General features: G+C 73.6%; 18 protein-coding genes. 9 read left to right on the forward strand and 9 right to left on the reverse strand.

The window, feature by feature from the left end:
• Window positions 1–123: 123 nt before the first annotated feature.
• The 3 genes from def to truA are packed head-to-tail and all read left to right on the forward strand — an operon-like array spanning window position 124 to window position 2,414.
• A complete protein-coding gene (gene def, locus B9O00_RS07205; protein ID WP_085121790.1) occupies window positions 124–672 on the forward strand; it encodes a peptide deformylase in 549 nt (182 codons plus the stop codon).
• Window positions 673–729: 57 nt separating this feature from the next.
• Window positions 730–1,695 carry a methionyl-tRNA formyltransferase gene (gene fmt, locus B9O00_RS07210; protein WP_085121791.1) on the forward strand — a complete coding sequence of 322 codons (966 nt, stop codon included), beginning with the start codon at window positions 730–732 and terminating at the stop codon, window positions 1,693–1,695.
• Window positions 1,677–2,414, forward strand: coding sequence for a tRNA pseudouridine(38-40) synthase TruA (gene truA, locus B9O00_RS07215; RefSeq protein WP_085121792.1), 738 nt, complete (start codon window positions 1,677–1,679; stop codon window positions 2,412–2,414). Before fmt ends, truA begins: the two co-directional genes overlap by 19 nt.
• 10 nt (window positions 2,415–2,424) lie before the next feature.
• Here the strand turns inward: truA and B9O00_RS07220 are convergent, their stop codons facing one another.
• The 7 genes from B9O00_RS07220 to B9O00_RS07250 form a co-directional block, all read right to left on the reverse strand.
• Window positions 2,425–3,411: a metallophosphoesterase gene (locus B9O00_RS07220; protein ID WP_085121793.1), complete on the reverse strand. Its 987-nt coding sequence runs from the start codon at window positions 3,409–3,411 to the stop codon at window positions 2,425–2,427.
• 18 nt (window positions 3,412–3,429) lie between these two features.
• Window positions 3,430–4,383 carry an N-acetyl-gamma-glutamyl-phosphate reductase gene (gene argC, locus B9O00_RS07225; RefSeq protein ID WP_085121794.1) on the reverse strand — a complete coding sequence of 318 codons (954 nt, stop codon included), beginning with the start codon at window positions 4,381–4,383 and terminating at the stop codon, window positions 3,430–3,432.
• Between the two features lie 109 nt (window positions 4,384–4,492).
• Window positions 4,493–5,080 carry a YIP1 family protein gene (locus B9O00_RS07230; RefSeq protein WP_085121795.1) on the reverse strand — a complete coding sequence of 196 codons (588 nt, stop codon included), beginning with the start codon at window positions 5,078–5,080 and terminating at the stop codon, window positions 4,493–4,495.
• Window positions 5,077–6,258 carry a succinyl-diaminopimelate desuccinylase gene (gene dapE, locus B9O00_RS07235; protein WP_085121796.1) on the reverse strand — a complete coding sequence of 394 codons (1,182 nt, stop codon included), beginning with the start codon at window positions 6,256–6,258 and terminating at the stop codon, window positions 5,077–5,079. Before dapE ends, B9O00_RS07230 begins: the two co-directional genes overlap by 4 nt.
• A 16-nt stretch (window positions 6,259–6,274) precedes the next feature.
• Entirely contained in the window at window positions 6,275–7,138 is an 864-nt protein-coding gene (dapD, locus tag B9O00_RS07240; RefSeq protein ID WP_085121797.1) for a 2,3,4,5-tetrahydropyridine-2,6-dicarboxylate N-succinyltransferase, read from the reverse strand.
• A 123-nt stretch (window positions 7,139–7,261) separates the two neighbouring features.
• Window positions 7,262–7,642 (reverse strand): phosphoribosyl-AMP cyclohydrolase, encoded by a 381-nt coding sequence (gene hisI / locus B9O00_RS07245; RefSeq protein ID WP_085121798.1) that lies wholly within the window; start codon window positions 7,640–7,642, stop codon window positions 7,262–7,264.
• Complete coding sequence (locus tag B9O00_RS07250; protein WP_085121799.1) at window positions 7,639–8,769, reverse strand: CobW family GTP-binding protein; 1,131 nt, start codon at window positions 8,767–8,769, stop codon at window positions 7,639–7,641. Before B9O00_RS07250 ends, hisI begins: the two co-directional genes overlap by 4 nt.
• A gap of 235 nt (window positions 8,770–9,004) precedes the next feature.
• On the opposite strand from B9O00_RS07250, the gene B9O00_RS07255 reads away from it, so the two are divergent.
• The 3 genes from B9O00_RS07255 (at window position 9,005) to B9O00_RS07265 (ending at window position 12,310) form a co-directional block, all read left to right on the forward strand.
• Window positions 9,005–9,709, forward strand: coding sequence for a hypothetical protein (locus B9O00_RS07255; RefSeq protein ID WP_143596174.1), 705 nt, complete (start codon window positions 9,005–9,007; stop codon window positions 9,707–9,709).
• Window positions 9,710–9,816: 107 nt separating this feature from the next.
• On the forward strand, window positions 9,817–11,055 hold the full coding sequence (locus B9O00_RS07260; RefSeq protein WP_085121801.1) for a M24 family metallopeptidase: 1,239 nt from the start codon (window positions 9,817–9,819) through the stop codon (window positions 11,053–11,055).
• 112 nt (window positions 11,056–11,167) lie between these two features.
• Window positions 11,168–12,310 (forward strand): MFS transporter, encoded by a 1,143-nt coding sequence (locus B9O00_RS07265; protein WP_085121802.1) that lies wholly within the window; start codon window positions 11,168–11,170, stop codon window positions 12,308–12,310.
• Between the two features lie 127 nt (window positions 12,311–12,437).
• Here the strand turns inward: B9O00_RS07265 and hutG are convergent, their stop codons facing one another.
• Window positions 12,438–13,229 (reverse strand): N-formylglutamate deformylase, encoded by a 792-nt coding sequence (gene hutG / locus B9O00_RS07270; protein WP_085121803.1) that lies wholly within the window; start codon window positions 13,227–13,229, stop codon window positions 12,438–12,440.
• A 111-nt stretch (window positions 13,230–13,340) separates the two neighbouring features.
• On the opposite strand from hutG, the gene pcaB reads away from it, so the two are divergent.
• The 3 genes from pcaB (at window position 13,341) to ogt (ending at window position 16,899) form a co-directional block, all read left to right on the forward strand.
• Window positions 13,341–14,687, forward strand: a complete 1,347-nt coding sequence (gene pcaB / locus B9O00_RS07275) for a 3-carboxy-cis,cis-muconate cycloisomerase (RefSeq protein WP_085121804.1) — start codon at window positions 13,341–13,343, stop codon at window positions 14,685–14,687.
• A 90-nt stretch (window positions 14,688–14,777) separates the two neighbouring features.
• Window positions 14,778–16,361, forward strand: a complete 1,584-nt coding sequence (locus tag B9O00_RS07280; RefSeq protein ID WP_085121805.1) for an AlkA N-terminal domain-containing protein — start codon at window positions 14,778–14,780, stop codon at window positions 16,359–16,361.
• On the forward strand, window positions 16,354–16,899 hold the full coding sequence (gene ogt / locus B9O00_RS07285; protein WP_322111168.1) for a methylated-DNA--[protein]-cysteine S-methyltransferase: 546 nt from the start codon (window positions 16,354–16,356) through the stop codon (window positions 16,897–16,899). Before B9O00_RS07280 ends, ogt begins: the two co-directional genes overlap by 8 nt.
• On the opposite strand, the gene B9O00_RS07290 is transcribed toward ogt, so the two are convergent.
• Window positions 16,884–17,258: a DUF1850 domain-containing protein gene (locus B9O00_RS07290; protein ID WP_085121807.1), complete on the reverse strand. Its 375-nt coding sequence runs from the start codon at window positions 17,256–17,258 to the stop codon at window positions 16,884–16,886. The genes ogt and B9O00_RS07290 overlap by 16 nt on opposite strands.
• Window positions 17,259–17,262: the final 4 nt, after the last annotated feature.

Consider the following 17,262-nt stretch of genomic DNA (forward strand, 5'->3'; position numbering starts at 1 on the left):
GCCTCCTTCCGGAGCGCAGTCTAGCAGCCTGCCGGAGTCGCCGCTGTCTTGACGGGCGCGCCCCGCACCCATACCTAGCAGTTTCGAAAACCTCTAAACTGCACGTCGCGTCCGTCCAGAGCCATGGCCAAGCTGCCGATCATCACCGCGCCCGATCCCCGCCTGAAGAAGAAGGCCGAGGCCGTCGCCTCCGTCGACAGCGCGCTGCGCCAGCTGATGGACGACATGCTGGAGACGATGTACGCGGCCCCAGGCATCGGCCTCGCCGCCACCCAGGTCGGCGTCATGAAGCGGGTCATCGTGCTCGACATCGCGCGCGAGGGCGAGGCGCCGCAGCCGCTGCGCATCGCCAATCCCGAGCTGGTCTGGGTCTCCGACGAGGACGCCAGCTACGAGGAGGGCTGCCTGTCGCTGCCCGAGCACTACGCGGAGGTCGTGCGCCCGGAGGCGATCCGCCTGAAGTACCTGGACGAGACCGGCGCGGCGCGCGAGCTGGAGGCCGAAGGCCTGCTGGCGACCTGCATCCAGCACGAGATCGACCACCTCGACGGCATCCTGTTCGTCGACCACATCTCGGCGCTCAAGCGGAACATGATCCTGCGCAAGCTGCTCAAGGCCAAGAAGTCCGCCGAGCTGCCCTCCTATTCCGAGGCGGCGGCCCCCGCGGCCTGAGCCGGCGCGCGACGCCGACGGCTGCGCGGCCGCGGACATCCTGCTAAACCCTGGGTCATGACTCCGGCCCCCCCGAAAGCCCGACAGCGCCTGCGCCTCGCCTTCCTGGGCGCCCCGGACTTCGCCGTCGCGACCCTGGCGGCCCTGCTCGACGCCGGCCACGAGGTCGCCTGCGTCTACTCCCAGCCGCCGCGGCCGGCCGGGCGCGGCCAGAAGCCCCGGCCGGCGCCGGTCCAGGCCTTCGCCGAGGCGCGCGGCCTGCCGGTGCGCACGCCGGCGAGCCTGCGCGACCCGGCCGAGCAGGCCGCCTTCGCCGCGCTGGCGCTCGACGCCGCCGTGGTCGTCGCCTTCGGCCAGATCCTGCCGCGCCCGATCCTGGAGGCGCCGCGCCTCGGCTGCGTCAACGTCCACGCCTCGCTGCTGCCGCGCTGGCGCGGTGCCGCGCCGATCCAGCGGGCGATCCTGGCCGGCGACGCCGAGAGCGGCGTCACCATCATGCTGATGGACGCCGGCCTCGACACCGGCCCGATGCTGCTGCGCGAGGCGCTGCCGCTGGCGCCCGACGAGACCGGCCGGACGCTGCACGACAAGCTGGCGGCGCTCGGCGCCAGGCTGATCGTGCCGGCCCTCGACGGCCTCGCCGACGGCAGCCTTCCGGCGCTGCCGCAGCCGGACGCGGGCGCCAGCTACGCGACCAAGCTGAGCCGCGAGGAGGCCCGGCTCGACTGGACCCGGCCGGCCTGGCGGCTGGAGCGCCAGGTGCGCGCCTTCACGCCCTGGCCGGGCGCCTTCTTCGAGCACGAGGGCACGCGGCTCAAGGTGCTCGCCGCCGAGACGGTCGCGGAGGCCGCGGGCGAGCCGGGGCTGGTGCTCGACGGCCGCCTGACCATCGCCTGCGGCGAGGGCGCGCTGCGGCCGAGCCTGGTGCAGCGCCCCGGCAAGGCGGCGATGGCGACCGAGGCCCTGCTGCGCGGCTATCCGATCGCCGCCGGGACCCGCCTGCCGTGCCCCGCTACAAGCTGACCATCGAGTACGACGGCGCCGGCTTCGTCGGCTGGCAGCGCCAGGCCAACGGCCTGTCGGTCCAGCAGGCGCTGGAGGAGGCGGTCGCGGCCTTCTGCGGCGAGCGGGTCACGGTGCACGGCGCCGGGCGGACCGACACCGGCGTCCATGCCGAAGGCCAGGTCGCGCACCTGGACCTGGAGCGCGACGCGCTGCCCGACAAGCTGCGCGACGCCGTCAACTTCCACCTGAAGCCGCGGCCGGCCGCCGTGCTGACCGCCGAGCCGGCCGACGCCGGGTTCCACGCCCGCTTCTCGGCGGTCGAGCGGCGCTACCGCTACCGCATCGTCAACCGCCGGGCGCCGCTGGTACTCGACCGCGGCCGCGCCTGGTGGGTGCCGCAGCCGCTCGACGCGGCAGCCATGCAGCAGGCCGCCGACCGCCTGCTCGGCCACCACGACTTCGAGTCCTTCCGCTCCAGCGAGTGCCAGGCCAGGGACGCCCTGCGCACCCTCGACCTGCTGCGGGTGACGCGCCGCGGCGATGTCGTGGAGCTGGAGGTCGCGGCCCGCTCGTTCCTCCACAACCAGGTCCGGATCCTGGCCGGCACCCTGCGGATGGTCGGCGACGGCCGCTGGACGGCCGACGACGTCAGCCGGGCCCTCGCGGCGCGCGACCGCCGTGCCGCGGGGCAGACTGCGCCGCCCGACGGCCTGACCCTGGTCTCGGTGCGCTACTGAGCGTCGCCGGTCAGGCGGGACGGCGGCAGGTGATCAGGGTCATGGCCGGCGGGCAGTTGAAGCGCACCGACAGGTTGGCGCTGCCGAGGCCGCGGCTGGTGTGGCCGACCATGGCGCCCTGGCGCCACCAGCCGCGCGCCAGGTGGCGGTTCACGGTCAGCTGCGTGACCAGCGGTCGGCCGCCGGGCAGGCAGATCTGGCCGCCGTGGGTGTGGCCGCAGAGGTAGAGGCTGTGGCCGGCGGCGGCCGCCGGCTGGGCCAGCTCGGGCGAGTGCACCAGGGCGATGCGCAGCCCCTCCGGCGCCGCCTCGAGCGCGGACAGGGCTCCGGCGGTGAAGAAGCAGGCCGGGTCGTCGGTGCCGGTGAAGATCAGGCGCTCGCCGCCGCGCGTCACCGCCGCGTGCTCGTTGACCAGCACCAGCACGCCCGCCGCCTCGAGCGGCTCGACCAGGCCGGCGCCGTCGTGGTTGCCGAGCACGGCAAGGCAGCCGTCGGCGGCCCGCAGGCCGTCGAGCAGCAGGGCCAGGGCCTCGACGGCGGCCTGCGGCTCGACCCACCAGTGGTGCTGGAAGTCGCCGGTGATCGCGACGAGGTCGACGGCCGCGTCGCGCAGCTGCCGGGCAGCGCTCTCGGCGAGGCCCGGCAGGTTCTCGAAGTGCGGATCCGAGAGATGCAGGATCCGGTAGCCCTCGAAGGCCGCCGGCAGGGCCTGCAGCGCCAGCTCCCGCCGCTCCAGGACCGGCGTCCGGGCGTTGCGCTCGCCGAGGCCGTGCAGCCCGACCAGCCGCAGCGCCCGTGCCATGGCCGGCGCGCTGCGGTAGAGCAGCCCACCGGAGCGTCGCGGGCCGAGCACCGTGTGGCGCAGGCCGGAGGCCTCGAGGGCGAGACGGCACTCCCGCCACGCCCGGCGGTCCGCCGTCCCCGGTCCGCCGGTCAGGCGCCGCAGGCCCTCCATCGCCGAGGGCGCGGGCCGGAGCGTCGGCTGACTGCTGGTCACCCGCGTTCTTGCGGCCGCCTAGGCGGCGAGGCCGAGCTCGAGCTCGGCGCCGAGCATCAGGTTGAGATTCTGCACCGCCGCGCCCGAGGCGCCCTTGCCGAGGTTGTCGAGCTGGGCGACCAGCAGCGCCTGCTCCTGCTTCTCGTTGGCGAACACGTAGAGACGCAGGTCGTTGGTGCCGTTCAGCGCCTCGGGATCGAGACGCGCCAGCTGCCCGCTCTCGGCCGGCGAGGCGACCGAGACGAAGCGCTGGCCGGCATAGCTCTCCTCCAGCGCCTCGCGCAGGTCGGCGGCCGCCGGCTTGCCGGGCAGCGCCCAGAGCGGCAGGGCCACCTGGACCAGCATGCCCTGGGCGAAGCGGCCGACGCTCGGCACGAAGATCGGCGGATGCCGGAGCCGGGCGTGGGCCTGCATCTCCGGCAGGTGCTTGTGCTTCAGCTCCAGGCCGTAGAGGAAGTAGTTGGCCTCGATCGGCTCGGCCCCGGCGACGCCCTCGAAGGACTCGATCAGCTTGCGGCCGCCGCCGCTGTAGCCCGAGACGGCATGCACCGTGACCGGAAAGTCGTCCGGCAGCAGGCCGTTCTCGACCAGCGGGCGGATCAGGGCGATCGCGCCGGTCGGATAGCAGCCGGGATTGGAGACGCGCTTCGAGGCGGCGACCAGGCCGGCCTGCTCGGCGGTCATCTCCGGGAAGCCGTAGGTCCAGCCGGGCGCCACGCGATGCGCGGTCGAGGCGTCGATGACCCGGGTCTCGGCGCTCTCGATCAGCGAGACGGCCTCGCGCGCCGCGTCGTCGGGCAGGCAGAGGATGACCAGGTCGGCCTCGTTGAGCAGCGCCTTTCGGGCGGCGGGGTCCTTGCGGCGCTCGGCCGGCACCGACAGCAGCTCGAGGTCGCGGCGGCTCTCCAGGCGCGCACGGATCTGCAGGCCCGTGGTCCCGGCCTCGCCGTCGATGAACACCTTCTTGGCCATCGCCGCCTCCTTTGCCAGCCGGCCTCCGGCGACAGCATCGCCGGGCCGCCCCAGAACTCTCACAGCCGCGCCGGGACCGGAACTCCGGCCGCCCGGGACGCGGGACCGATTAAATGAGCGTAGCCGTCGTCGCGAACAAGAGAAAATAGTCGATGACCACGCCGATCAGCACGACGCCGAAGGCGGGGAAGCCACGCAGGTCGAGCGTGCGGACCACCAGTTGGGTCATGCAGACCAGCACGTAGATCTGCGCGCCGATGCGCAGCAGCCCGGACAGGTTGCCGAGCAGATCGAGCTCCGAGATCACCACCGCCAGCGTGCCGATCAGCGACAGCGGCACGTTCAGCCAGTTCATCGCCGCAACCAGCGGCACGAAGCGCCGCTCCTTGCCCATGGCACGGGTCAGGTGGAACAGCACCAGCGGATAGGCGGTCCAGGAGATCACGTAGGCCAAGCCGACGATCAGCGCGGTCTCGAGCCAGCCGGCCTGCACCGGCCGGCCGGCGGCGGCGACGTCGGAGAGGTGCAGCGTGATCATCAGCAGGTAGAGCGGCAGCACCGGCAGCGCCGCCCAGAAGGACTTCCAGAAGGTCTCCGGCGTGTCGTCGAAGGTCCGCCAGGCGACGGGGTCGAAGCGCAGCAGCCGGCCGGCGGCCCAGAGGGCCACGGCGGCTTCGCTGAGCGTCGGACGGGTCACCCGAAATAGTCCTCGAGGGCCTTGGCGTAGATGCGCGTCAGGGTCTCGAGGTCGGCGACCGCGGCCCGCTCGTCGACCTGGTGCATGGTCTTGCCGACCAGGCCGAACTCGGCGACCGGGCAGTGGTCCTTGATGAAGCGAGCGTCCGAGGTGCCGCCGGTCGTCGAGAGCTCCGGGCGGCGCCCGGTGACCGCCTCGATCGCGCCGGCCAGGGTTTCCGACAGCGGCCCCGGCGGGGTCAGGAAGGACTCGCCCGAGACCCGCACCGCCAGCTCGTAGCGGCCGCCCCCCGACTCCGCGGCGACGCCGTCGAGCGTCGTGCGCAGCCAGCGCTCCAGCGAGGCGCCGCTGTGGCTGTCGTTGAAGCGGATGTTGAAGGCGGCCGTCGCCTTGCCCGGCACGACGTTGCTCGCCGGATTGCCGACGTCGATGGTCGAGATCTGCAGCGTCGAGGGCTGGAAGTGCTCGGTGCCCTGGTCGAGCGGCTCGGCGATCAGCGCGCCGAGCATCCGCACCAGGCGGTGCGCGGCGTTGTCGGCGAGGTGCGGATAGGCGGTGTGGCCCTGCTTGCCGAAGACCGTCAGGGTCCCGGTCAGGCTGCCGCGCCGGCCGATCTTGACCATGTCGCCGAGCGCGTCGGGATTGGTCGGCTCGCCGACCAGGCAGGCGTCGAGCGTCTCGCCCTGCCCGGCCAGCCAGCCCAGCACCTTGCGCGTGCCGTTGATCGAGGGCCCCTCCTCGTCGCCGGTGATCAGCAGGGAGATCGAGCCCCCGAAGCCCGCCGGCGTTCCGCTCCGGCCGGCCAGGAAGCGGCCGGCCGCCGCGACGAAGGCCGCGATCGCGCCCTTCATGTCCGAGGCGCCGCGGCCGATCAGCTCGCCCTCGACGATCTGCGACTCGAAGGGATCGGTCGACCAGTCGGCCGGATCGCCGGGCGGCACCACGTCGGTATGGCCGGCGAAGCAGAAGTTCGGCTGCGCCGTGCCGAGCCGGGCGTAGAGGTTGTCGACCGGCGCCGTGCCCTCCTCCTCGAAGACCAGGCGGGTGCAGGCGAAGCCGAGCGCCTCGAGCTCGGACTGCAGCAGGTCCAGCGCGCCGCCCTCCGCCGGCGTGACGCTGGGGCAGCGGATCAGGCGCTGCGTCAGGTCGAGCGGATCGGGGGCGACGACGTTGGCCATCGGGCAGCCTTCCCGCTCAGGTCCGCAGCAGCTCGTTGATCGAGGTCTTCGAGCGGGTGCGCTCGTCGACGCGCTTGACGATGACCGCGCAGTAGAGGCCCGGCCCCGGCGAGCCGTCGGGCAGCGGCTTGCCCGGCGTCGTGCCCGGCACGACGACCGAATAGGGCGGCACCTCGCCGCGCAGCACCTGGCCCGTGGTCCGGTCGACGATCGGCGTCGAGGCGCCGAGGTAGACGCCCATCGACAGCACCGAGCCCTCGCGCACCACGACGCCCTCGGCGACCTCGCTGCGCGCGCCGATGAAGCAGTTGTCCTCGATGATCACCGGGGTCGCCTGCAGCGGCTCGAGCACGCCGCCGATGCCGGCGCCGCCGGACAGATGGCAGTTCTTGCCGATCTGCGCGCAGGAGCCGACCGTCGCCCAGGTGTCGACCATGGTGCCGCTGTCGACGTAGGCGCCGAGGTTGACGAAGCTCGGCATCAGAACGGTGCCCGGCGCGATGTAGGCCGAGCGGCGCACGATGGCGCCCGGCACGGCGCGGAAGCCGGCCTTCTCGAAGTGCTCCTCGCTCCAGCCGGCGAACTTCGAGGGCAGCTTGTCGTACCAGGCCGATTCGCCGTGGTCGGCGTGGCGCGGGCCGCCCGGCTGGACCGCGGTCGGGTAGAGCCGGAAGGCCAGCAGCACCGCCTTCTTCAGCCACTCGTTGACCTGCCAGTCGTTCCTGCCCTCGACGCGCTCGGCGACCCGGTAGCGGCCGCTGTCGAGACCCTCGAGCGACAGCTCGACGGCGTCGCGGACCACGCCCTTGGTGTCCAGGCCGATCTTGTCGCGCTCCTCGAAGGCCGCCTCGATGGTCTGCTTCAGGTCCTCGGTCTTCATCCCGCCTCTTCCACTCCCCTGGGTCACGCCCCCGGCCACGCGAGCTTCGCCCGCCGCAGGCGGGCCGGAGAGTGCGTGGGGCGTCCCCCCGAGTCAACGCAGGACCAAGAGGGAGGACGCGGATCAGGCCTCCGTGCCGGCGACCGGCTCCGCGATGGTGGCCAGGACGTCGTCGCGCACGGCCCGGTAGAAGCAGCTGCGCCGGTCGGTGTGACAGGCCGGCCCGGTCTGGTCGACCAGCAGCAGCAGGGTATCGCCGTCGCAGTCGAGGCGCAGCTCGACCAGCCGCTGGACGTGGCCCGAGCTCTCGCCCTTGCGCCAGAAGGCCTGGCGGCTGCGCGACCAGTAGCAGACCCGGCCGGTCGCCAGGGTCTCGCGGATCGAGTCGGCGTTCATCCAGGCCATCATCAGCACCTCGCCGCTGTCGTGCTGCTGGGCGATCGCCGGCACCAGGCCGCGCGCGTCGAAGCGGACCTCGGCGAGCAGGTCGTCGGAAGCGGTCATCGGGCGATCTCCTGCAGGGGGTCGGCGCCGTCGTCGGCCTGTTCCCCGGTCAGCGCGTCGAGCAGCTTCTCGATCCAGGCCTGCGGGATGTCGCGGACGATGAAGACCAGACGGGTGCGCGCGCTCCCGCCCGGCCAGGCGTCGAGGAAGACGACGGGGTGGAACAGGTGCTGGACGCCGTGCAGCACGGCCGGCCGGCCCGGGTTCTCGGCGATGTCGACCAGGCCCTTGACGCGCAGCAGGTCGGCGCCGCGGTTGGCCAGCAGCAGCTCGAGGAACAGCGAGAAGTTGGCCGAGGCGATCGGCCGCTCGCGCTCGACGCAGAAGGCGCGGATGCGCGCGTCGTGGCGGTTGACGTCGTGCAGGTGACGGTGGCCCTGATCGTGTGCCTGGGCCTCCGCGAAGGCCTCGGCGTTGAGCCAGGCCGCGACGTCGGGATGCTTCCTGGCCGGATCGAACAGGCCGAGCCCGAGGATCCGGCCGGGCTCGACCGCGCCGTGGCTGGCCCGCTCGACCGGCACCGAGGGGTTGAACCGCCTCAGCAGGGCCTCCACCTCGTCCGGCCGGGCCTCCGGCAGGTCGGTCTTGCTGAGGACGATGCGGTCGGCGACCGCGGCCTGCTTGGCCGCCTCGGGCTGGCGCCCCAGGGTCTCGGCGCCGGCGACGGCGTCGACCACCGTGACCACGCCGTCCAGGCGGTAGCGACGCGCCAGCCTGGGGTCGCTGATCAGGCTGTGCAGGATCGGCGCCGGGTCGGCGAGGCCGGTGGTCTCGACGACGATCCGGCGGAAGGCGATCTCGCCGGCGGCGCGGCGCGACCAGAGCGAGTCGAGCGTCTCGACCAGGTCCCAGCGCACGGTGCAGCAGAGGCAGCCACTCGACAGCTCGACGATCTGCTCCTCGCTGCCCTCGAGCAGCAGGTGGTCCAGCCCGACCTCGCCGAACTCGTTGACCACGACGGCGGTGTCGGCCAGTTCCGGGCGGGCCAGCAGGGCCTTGAGCAGGGTCGTCTTGCCGCTGCCCAGAAAGCCGGTCAGCACGGTCACCGGAATCAACGGGTCGCGGCGGTCGGCGAGCGCGTCCCCGGGAGTCGGGTCCTCGCGAGTCGGTTCTGTCGGTTCGCCCATCGGGCCCTCCTTGTCGCCGGCTATATGTCACCGACGGTCCGGGCGTGCAAACCCGGCGCTCCGAGCGGCTCCCCGGAGGCGCGCCCCGGGTGCCGCAAAGCGGTCACAGTCGCCGCCTAGCGTCGGCCATCTTCCTTGGGGGCGGCAGGGCGGCCTTGGTTCGGCCGAGCGGGTCTGCTATGTCGCCCCGGTCGGCACGCACCAGATCATGTCACTCGGACTGCACGAAACACGGTTGAGACGCCGTCGCCAGCGTCGCTGGGCGGTGATCAGATTCCTGCTGATCGTCGGCGCGCTCGGCGGTTCGCTGGCGCTCGCCTACGAATTCGGCAAGCAGATCGCCAGCGGCGAGATGGAGGCCCTGCGCACCAAGCTGGAGAAGAGCCAGCAGGAGCAGGAGGCCTTCGAGAGCCAGCGCAGCCAGCTGCAGGCCGAGGTCGCGCGCGCCCAGCAGGCCGAGACCCGCTGGCACGAGCGCTACCAGGCGGACGTCCCGCAGGGCGCGGTCGCCGACATCCTGAACCTCGTGCGCCAGCGCCTCGCCGACGGCGTGCCGGCCGAGCGGGTCCAGTTCGTGGTCGAGGCGGTGAAGAAGCAGCGAACCTGCGCCAACAAGCCGGAGACCAAGCGCTTCATCGTGCGCACGCCGATCTACTCGGGCGGCGCGGACTCGGTCGGCTTCGCCGACAGCACGATCACCGTGACCGCGACCGGCGACTCGGCGGTCGACGAGCAGGGCCGGCCGAACGCCTGGTTCGACCCGGCCAAGCCGCTGCATTTCTCGGTCACGCCGCTCGGCGGCAAGCCCAAGCTGGTCGAAGGCGAGCTGCCGCTGCAGTTCTCCCTGGTGCGCCGCGACACCGAGTACCTGTTCAGCGCGGTCGTCTCAGACCGCCGCGGCTTCGTCGAGGTCACCGCCGACAGCTGCAACTATCCGTGACCCGGCCCCTGACCCGGCCCGGGCGCTCGACGGCGTCGTCCCGTTTCCGACGGCGGTCAGGTCGCGGAACGGGTTGCGGGCCCCGCCCCGGTCCGTAGGCTGAGGCGATGGACCAGCCCGCCTACCGCCCCGACCCCGCCTTCCCCGCCCCGCCGGCACCCGACGAGACGGCCCTGCGCCTCGGCCGCCTCGCCCGCCTGCGCCAGGAGATGGCGCGCTACGGCTATCCGGCGGTCGTGCTGACCGATCCGCACAACGTTCGCTACGCCTCGGGCGCACGCAACATGACGCCCTTCCTGCTGCGCAATCCGGCACGCTACCTCTTCGTGCCGCTGGAAGGGCCGGTGACGCTGTTCGAGTTCGAGGGCTGCGAGCACCTCGAGGCCGGCAATCCCGCGATCGACGAGATCCGCGTCGCGACCACCGTCTCCTACGTCGCCCGTGCCGAGCTGCTGGAGGCGGCGGCGGCGCGCTGGGCGGCCGAGATCGCCGAGCTGATGAGCGAGCGCTGCCCGGGCGAGAGCCGCCTCGGCGTCGAGCGCATCGACCCGCTGGCCGTGCACCTGCTGCGCCGCAAGGGCTACCAGATCCTCGACGCCCAGAAGCCGGTCGAGCGCGCCCGCGCGGTCAAGACGCCGGAGGAGCTGGTCTGCATCCGCCGCTCCCTGGCCTGCGTGATGAGCGGCGAGGCGAAGCTGCGCGACGCGATCCGCCCGGGCCTGAGCGAGCAGCAGCTCTGGAGCGTGCTGCACCGCGAGGTCATCGCCGGCGGCGCCGACTATGTCGAGACCCGCCTGCTGACCTCCGGCCCGCGCACCAACCCCTGGTTCCAGGAGACCGGCGAGCGGATCCTGCAGGCCGGGGAGCTGGTCGCCCACGACACCGACGTGGTCGGGCCGCACGGCTACTACGCCGACTTCTCGCGGACCTTCCTGGTCGGCGACGGGCCGGCCTCCGACGACCAGCGCCGGCTTTACGGCACGGCCTTCGAGCAGCTGCACCACAACCTCGGCCTGATCGCCCCCGGAAAGTCGTTCCGCGAGATCACCGAGGCGGCCTGGACGATCCCGGAGCGCTACTACGCCCGGCGCTACTACCTGCTGATGCACGGCAACGGCCCGACCGGCGAGTATCCCTACCTGGTGCAGGACGCCGACTACGACTCGGGTGCCAACTACGACGGCGTGGTCGTCCCGAACATGACCCTCTCGGTGGAGTCCTTCATCGGCGACGAGGCCGGCGGCGAGGGCGTCAAGCTGGAGCAGCAGGTCCTGGTCACCGAGACCGGCATCGAGCTGCTCAGCCCCTTCCCCTTCGAGGAGCGGCTGCTGGGGCGCGAGGTCTGAGCCGGCGCATCAACCCTGCCTTGCGGCGCCGGGGATCGCCCGGCCGCGTCCAAGCTGGCAGCATGGCCGTCTCCCGCCACTGGCCGGCCGCTGCCATGACCCTTCGCTGCCGATGCCCCTGATCCTGCTGCTCGGCCTCGCCGGCTTCGCCAGCGCCGTCTCGCTGCGCGCGACCGACCCGATGCTCGGGCTGGTCGCCGGCGACCTCGGGGTCACGCTGCAGCAGGCGGCGCTGCTGTCCTCGGCCTACACCCTGCCCTACGCCCTGATGCAGGTGGTGCTCGGCCCGGTCGGCGACGCGATCGGCAAGGCCCTGCTGATCCGCATCGCGCTGGCCGTGCTGACCGTCGGCCTCGCGCTCTCGGCCGTCGCGCCGACCTACGGTACGGTGATGGCCGCGCGCATCCTGGCCGGCGGCTTTGCCGGCGGCATCATTCCGGGCGCGATGGCGCTGATCGGCGACCGGGTGCCCTGGTCGGGGCGCCAGGTCGCGATCAGCCGCTTCCTGATCGCCGTGATCCTCGGCCAGGTCTGCGGCTCGGCGGCCGGCGGGCCGGTCGCCGAGCTGCTCGGCTGGCGCGCGGTCTTCGGCCTGTCGGCCGGCCTGACCGCGCTGGTCTGCGCGGCCACCCTGCTCGGCCTGCGGGGCCAGGGGGGGCCGCGCGCCCGCCTGTCCTTCGCCGACGCCCGGAGCCGCTATGTCTCGGTGCTCGCCAACCCGGTCTCGCTCGCCGTCTTCGCCACGGTCGCGCTGGAGGGCTTCCTGGTGCTCGGCGCCTTCCCCTTCGTCGCGCCGATGCTGGGCGGCCACGGCGGCTCCGGGGCCTTCGAGGCCGGCATCGTGCTGGTCGCCTTCGCCGGCGGCGGCGTGCTCTACAGCCTGACCGTCCGGCACCTCGTCGCCGGGCTCGGCCAGTGGCGGATGATGCAGGCCGGCGGCGTGCTCTTCGGCCTCTGCTACCTCTCGATGGCCCTGCCGCTGGCCTGGCCGGCGGTCGGCGCGGTCTTCCTGGTCGCCGGCTTCGCCTTCTACATGCTGCACAACTCGCTGCAGACCCAGGCGACCGAGCTGGCACCAACGGCGCGCGGCTCGGCGGTCGCGCTCTTCGCCGCCAGCTTCTTCCTCGGCCAGGGCGCCGGGCCGGTGGTCTATGGCGCCCTGGCCCACCGGGCCGGCTTCACGGCGCCGTTCCTGCTCGCCGGCACCCTGATGATCGCGCTCGGCTTCCTGGGCGTCCGGCTGATCCGGCGCTGAGCGGCCGGAAAGCCGGCAGGGCTGGCGAATTCACGCCCCTCGACAAGCTCGGGACGAAGCGGACTCACAGCTCTCTCAACCCTTCGCTTCGTCCCGAGCTTGTCGAGGGGCGTGAGGGCTCCTTTGGTCAGGCCAGGCTGCCGGCGAAGGCCTCCAGGACCTGCTTCAGCTTGCCGCGCGTGACCTCGGCCCTGGCCGGGTCGTAACGCCAGGGCGCGACTTCCTCCATGTAGGCGCGCTGGGCCAGCTCGAGCTGGACGGCATGGAGGCCCTGCTCCGGGCGGCCGTAGTGGCGGGTGCACCAGCCGCCCTTGAAGCGGCCGTTGAGCACCCAGTCGCCGGGGCCCTCGGCCAGGGCCGCGACGGCGTCGCGCACCGCCGACTCGACCGCGGGCGCGCAGGAGGCGCCGCCGTTGGTGCCGAGGTTGAAGGTCGGCAGCCGGCCCTCGAAGAGCCGCGGCACCAGGGAGCGGATCGAGTGGCAGTCGAAGAACAGGCAGACGCCGTGGCGCGCCCGGACCCGCTCGATCTGGGCGGCCAGCGCGGCGTGGTAGGGCGCGTGGTAGGCGTCCCGCCGCCGCGCGATCTCGGCCTCGTCCGGTTCCGCGCCGGCCGACCAGAGCGGGCGGCCGTCGAAATCGGTGACCGGGCAGAGGCCGGTCGTCGCCTGGCCCGGATAGAGCGAGGCGCCCGAGGGGTCGCGGTTGCAGTCGATCACGTAGCGGTGCAGGCGCGCCTGCACGACCGTGGCGCCGGGCAGCAGGCCGTCGTAGAGCCGGCCGATGTGCCAGTCGGTGTCGGACAGGCCGGCGCCGACGGCATTGAGCCGCGCGCGGATCTCCTCCGGCACCTCGGTGCCGCCGTGCGGCTGGCCGAGCACCACCGGGCCCTCGCCCTCGACAACCTCGACGATCTTCAACGCCCTGCCTCCCTGTTCGCCGCGCCAGCCTACAATCTGCGTTCCGTCCGGCGCCAGCGCCGGCTAGGGTCGCCACCGCAGTCAGACACCGGCTACCTCCAGGACCCCGCCATGCCTTCCCTCGTGCTCGAATCCAAGCTGTTCGGCGAGATGTTCGGCAGCGCCGAGATGCGCGCCCTGTTCAGCGACGAGGCCATCGTCCAGCGCTACCTCGACGTCGAGGCGGCGCTGGCGCGCGCCCAGTCCGGGCTCGGCCTGATCCCGGCCGAGGCGGGCGCGGCGATCACCGCGGCGGCGCGGGTCGAGAAGGTCGACTGGGAGCCGCTGGCGAAGAAGACCCGCCTGGTCGGCTATCCGATCAAGCCGCTGGTCGACCAGCTCTCGACCTGGGCCGAGGACGGCCTCGGCAGGTACGCCCACTGGGGGGCGACGACCCAGGACATCATGGACACGGCCGACGTGCTGCAGCTGCGCGACGCCCTGGCCCTGGTCGAGGCCGACCTGGAGGCGATCGCCGCGAGCCTCGCCACGCTGGCCGAGATGCACGCCGAGACGCCGATGGCCGGGCGCACCCACCTGCAGCACGCCCTGCCGATCACCTTCGGCTACAAGGCCGCGACCTGGCTGTCGGGCATCGACCGCCACCGCGAGCGGCTCCGCGAGCTCAAGCCCCGCCTGCTGGTCGGCCAGTTCGCCGGGGCCGCCGGCACCCTGGCCTCGCTCGGCGACCGGGGCCTGGAGGTCCAGGACGCGCTGATGGCGGAGCTCGGCCTTGGCCGTCCCGCCATGACCTGGCACACGATCCGCGACGCCTTCGCCGAGACCAGCGGCTTCCTGGCCCTGGTCGCGGCCAGCCTGGGCAAGATCGGCTACGACATCATGCTGCTGATGCAGACCGAGGTCGGCGAGGTCTTCGAGCCCTTCATCCCGGGCCGCGGCTCCAGCTCGACCATGCCGCAGAAGCGCAACCCGATCGCCAGCGAGCTGATGCTGGCGGCCGCCAAGCTGGCCCGCGAGCAGCATGCGGCGATGCTCGACGCCCTGGTCCAGGACCACGAGCGCGCGACCGGCCAGTGGCAGGTCGAGTGGCAGGCCCTGCCGACCGCCTTCCTGGCCGCCTCGGCCGGCCTCAAGGCGGCGCGCGAGACCCTGGCCGGGCTGGAGGTCCATCCCGAGGCGATGCGCAGGACGCTCGAGTCGAGCGGCGGGCTGATCGTCGCCGAGGCGGTGATGATGGGCCTGGCCTCGAAGCTCGGCCGCGGCGTCGCCCACGACCTGGTCTACGACTGCTGCCGCAGGGCGCTCGACGAGGGCATCGCCTTCCTCGACGCGCTCGCCGCCGAGCCGCGGATCGCCGCCGCGGCGAGCCGCGCGGAGCTGGCCGCGCTGGTCGAGCCGGCCAACTACCTGGGCGTCGCCCCGCAGATGGTCCGCCGGCTGCTGGCCGGGCGGCGCTGACCGAGCATCGGCTGCCGCAGGACGCGGCGGCGCGCCATCCATGTCCGAAAACCGCGAGCGTGGCGGGCGCGGCCGTGACAGTCTCGGGCGATGGACAACCTGCCTCTCCCCGCCGTCGCGTGGCCCGGTGACCTGCTGGAGGATCCGGCTGCCTGCTATCGGGCGATCCAGAGCCGCGATGCGCGCTTCGACGGCCGGCTCTTCGTCGGGGTCACCTCGACCGGCATCTACTGCCGGCCGATCTGCCCGGCGCGCACGCCGAAGGCCGCGAACTGCCGCTTCTTCCCCTCGGCGGCGGCGGCCCAGGAGAACGGCTTCCGGCCCTGCCTGCGCTGCCGGCCCGAGACGGCGCCCGACCTCGCCTCCTGGCGCGGCACCTCGAACTCCGTGCAGCGCGCCCTGGCGCTGATCGCCGAGGGGGCGCTCGACGGCGATCGCGACGGGCCGGGCGAGGCCGGGCCTGAGCGCGGGCCCGAGTCGGGGCCCGAGTCGGGGCCCGAGTCGGGGGTCGAGGCGCTGGCGGCCCGGCTCGGGCTGGGCGGGCGGCAGCTCAGGCGGCTGTTCCGGCAGCACCTCGGCGCCTCGCCGGTCGCCGTCGCCCAGACCCGCCGCGTGCTCTTCGCCAAGCAGCTGATCCAGGAGACGAGCCTGCCGATGGCCGAGGTCGCGCTGGCCGCCGGCTTCGGCAGCCAGCGCCGCTTCAACGAGACCTTTCGCGCCCTCTACGGCCGGCCGCCCAGCGCCCTGCGCCGCAGGGCCCTGGCCGAGGCCCCGCCGGACACCGCCGGCGTCACCCTCAGGCTCAGCTACCGGCCGCCCTACGACTGGCCCGCCATGCTCGCCTTCCTCTCGGCGCGGGCGATCGCCGGCGTCGAGGTCGTGGCGGACGACCTCTACCGCCGGACCCTGGCCGAGGCCGGCGCGCCCGGCACCGTCGAGGTGCGCCACGAGCCGGCACCGGCCCGCCTGGCGGTCACGATCCGCCATCCCTCGGTGCGCGCCCTGCCGGCGGTGGTGGCGCGGGTCCGCCGGGTCTTCGACTTGGGTGCCGACATCGAGACGATCGGTGACCACCTGTCGCGCGACCCCTTCCTGGCCCGCCTGGTCGCGGCCCGGCCCGGCCTGCGCGCACCGGGCGGCTGGGACGGCTTCGAGCTGGCGGTGCGCGCCGTCCTGGGCCAGCAGGTCACGGTCGCTGCCGCCCGCGCCCTCGCGGGCAAGCTGGTCGCGCTCTGCGGCCTGCCGCTGCCGGACGGCCTCGCCCTGGCCGGCCTGAGCCATGCCTTTCCGGGCCCGGAACGGGTCGCCGCCGCCGATCTCGCCGCGCTCGGCATGCCGCAGGCCCGGCGCGCAGCGCTCAGGGCCCTCGCCGAGGCGACGCTCGCCGACCCGCAGCTGTTCCGGCCCTTCGGCGACATCGAGCAGGCGGTGGCGCGGCTGCGTGCGATCCCCGGGATCGGCGACTGGACGGCGCACTACATCGCCCTGCGCGCGCTGCGCGAGACCGACGCCTTCCCGGCCAGCGACATCGGCCTGCTGCGCGGCGCCGCGGCGCCGGACGGCGGCCGGCCGAGCCCGGCCGAGCTGGTGCGCCGCGCCGAGCCCTGGCGGCCCTGGCGGGCCTATGCCGCCCAGCACCTCTGGGCCGCCGATGCGGAGGAACGCCGTGCCTGACACCCTGAACGTCCGTCCATTGACCCTGCGCCTCGACCGCCTGGCGACGCCGATCGGCGAGCTGCTGCTGCTGGCCGACGAGGAGGACCGCCTGCGCAGCCTCGACTGGAGCGACTACGAGCACCGCATGGCGCTGCTGCTGCGCCGGCACTACGGCGCCGGCGGCTGGAAGACGGTCCGGGACCGCGACCCGGGCGGCCTGAGCGGCCGGATGGCCGCCTACTTCGAGGGCGACCTCGGCAGCATCGACGGCCTGCCGTCCGCAACCGGCGGCACCGCCTTCCAGCGCGCGGTCTGGCAGGCGCTGCGCGCGATTCCCTGCGGCACGACGATCTCCTACCGCAGGCTCGCGGAACGGATCGGCAGGCCGGCGGCGGTGCGCGCCGTCGGCCTGGCCAACGGCGCCAACCCGGTCGCCATCGTGGTGCCCTGCCATAGGGTGATCGGCAGCGACGGCTCGCTGACCGGCTACGGCGGCGGCCTGGAGCGCAAGCGCTGGCTGCTCGCCCATGAGGGGGCCGCTCACTCGCAGGGATAGAGGCGCACCGGATCGGCGTCGGGCGGCAGGATCTCGCCGAGCTTACGGCAGGTGCCGAGGGCGCAGAGCGTCCAGTCGCCGACGTTCGGCGCCGGCGAGCGGCGCAGGATCACCTCCCTGCGCTCGCCCTGCTCGGGCGTCCAGCGGTAGAAGCCGTCGAGCAGCCTGGCCTCGGGCGGCGGGTCCATGCCGGCCCCGGAGCCCTTGACCCGCGACTCGACGACGACCAGCCGGTCGCCCTCGACCCGCCAGTCCTCCTCCCAGGGAATCCGCTCGACCGTGTGCATCCAGGCGAGCGTGAAGGCGGTCGCGGCGATCCTGGCGACAACCCCGCCGCCGGCCAGGCAGAGCACACTCATGCGT

This window comes from Tistlia consotensis USBA 355, from assembly GCF_900177295.1.
GTDB lineage: Bacteria > Pseudomonadota > Alphaproteobacteria > Kiloniellales > DSM-21159 > Tistlia > Tistlia consotensis.

Coding starts and splice junctions, on each gene's coding strand:
- pcaB (WP_085121804.1), top strand. CDS start 13,341: ATGCCTTCCCTCGTGCTCGAATCCAAGCTGTTCGGCGAGATGTTCGGC.
- B9O00_RS07265 (WP_085121802.1), top strand. CDS start 11,168: ATGCCCCTGATCCTGCTGCTCGGCCTCGCCGGCTTCGCCAGCGCCGTC.
- hisI (WP_085121798.1), bottom strand. CDS start 7,642: ATGACCGCTTCCGACGACCTGCTCGCCGAGGTCCGCTTCGACGCGCGC.
- B9O00_RS07280 (WP_085121805.1), top strand. CDS start 14,778: ATGGACAACCTGCCTCTCCCCGCCGTCGCGTGGCCCGGTGACCTGCTG.
- dapD (WP_085121797.1), bottom strand. CDS start 7,138: ATGAAGACCGAGGACCTGAAGCAGACCATCGAGGCGGCCTTCGAGGAG.
- def (WP_085121790.1), top strand. CDS start 124: ATGGCCAAGCTGCCGATCATCACCGCGCCCGATCCCCGCCTGAAGAAG.
- argC (WP_085121794.1), bottom strand. CDS start 4,383: ATGGCCAAGAAGGTGTTCATCGACGGCGAGGCCGGGACCACGGGCCTG.
- dapE (WP_085121796.1), bottom strand. CDS start 6,258: ATGGCCAACGTCGTCGCCCCCGATCCGCTCGACCTGACGCAGCGCCTG.
- B9O00_RS07290 (WP_085121807.1), bottom strand. CDS start 17,258: ATGAGTGTGCTCTGCCTGGCCGGCGGCGGGGTTGTCGCCAGGATCGCC.
- fmt (WP_085121791.1), top strand. CDS start 730: ATGACTCCGGCCCCCCCGAAAGCCCGACAGCGCCTGCGCCTCGCCTTC.
- B9O00_RS07260 (WP_085121801.1), top strand. CDS start 9,817: ATGGACCAGCCCGCCTACCGCCCCGACCCCGCCTTCCCCGCCCCGCCG.
- B9O00_RS07250 (WP_085121799.1), bottom strand. CDS start 8,769: ATGGGCGAACCGACAGAACCGACTCGCGAGGACCCGACTCCCGGGGAC.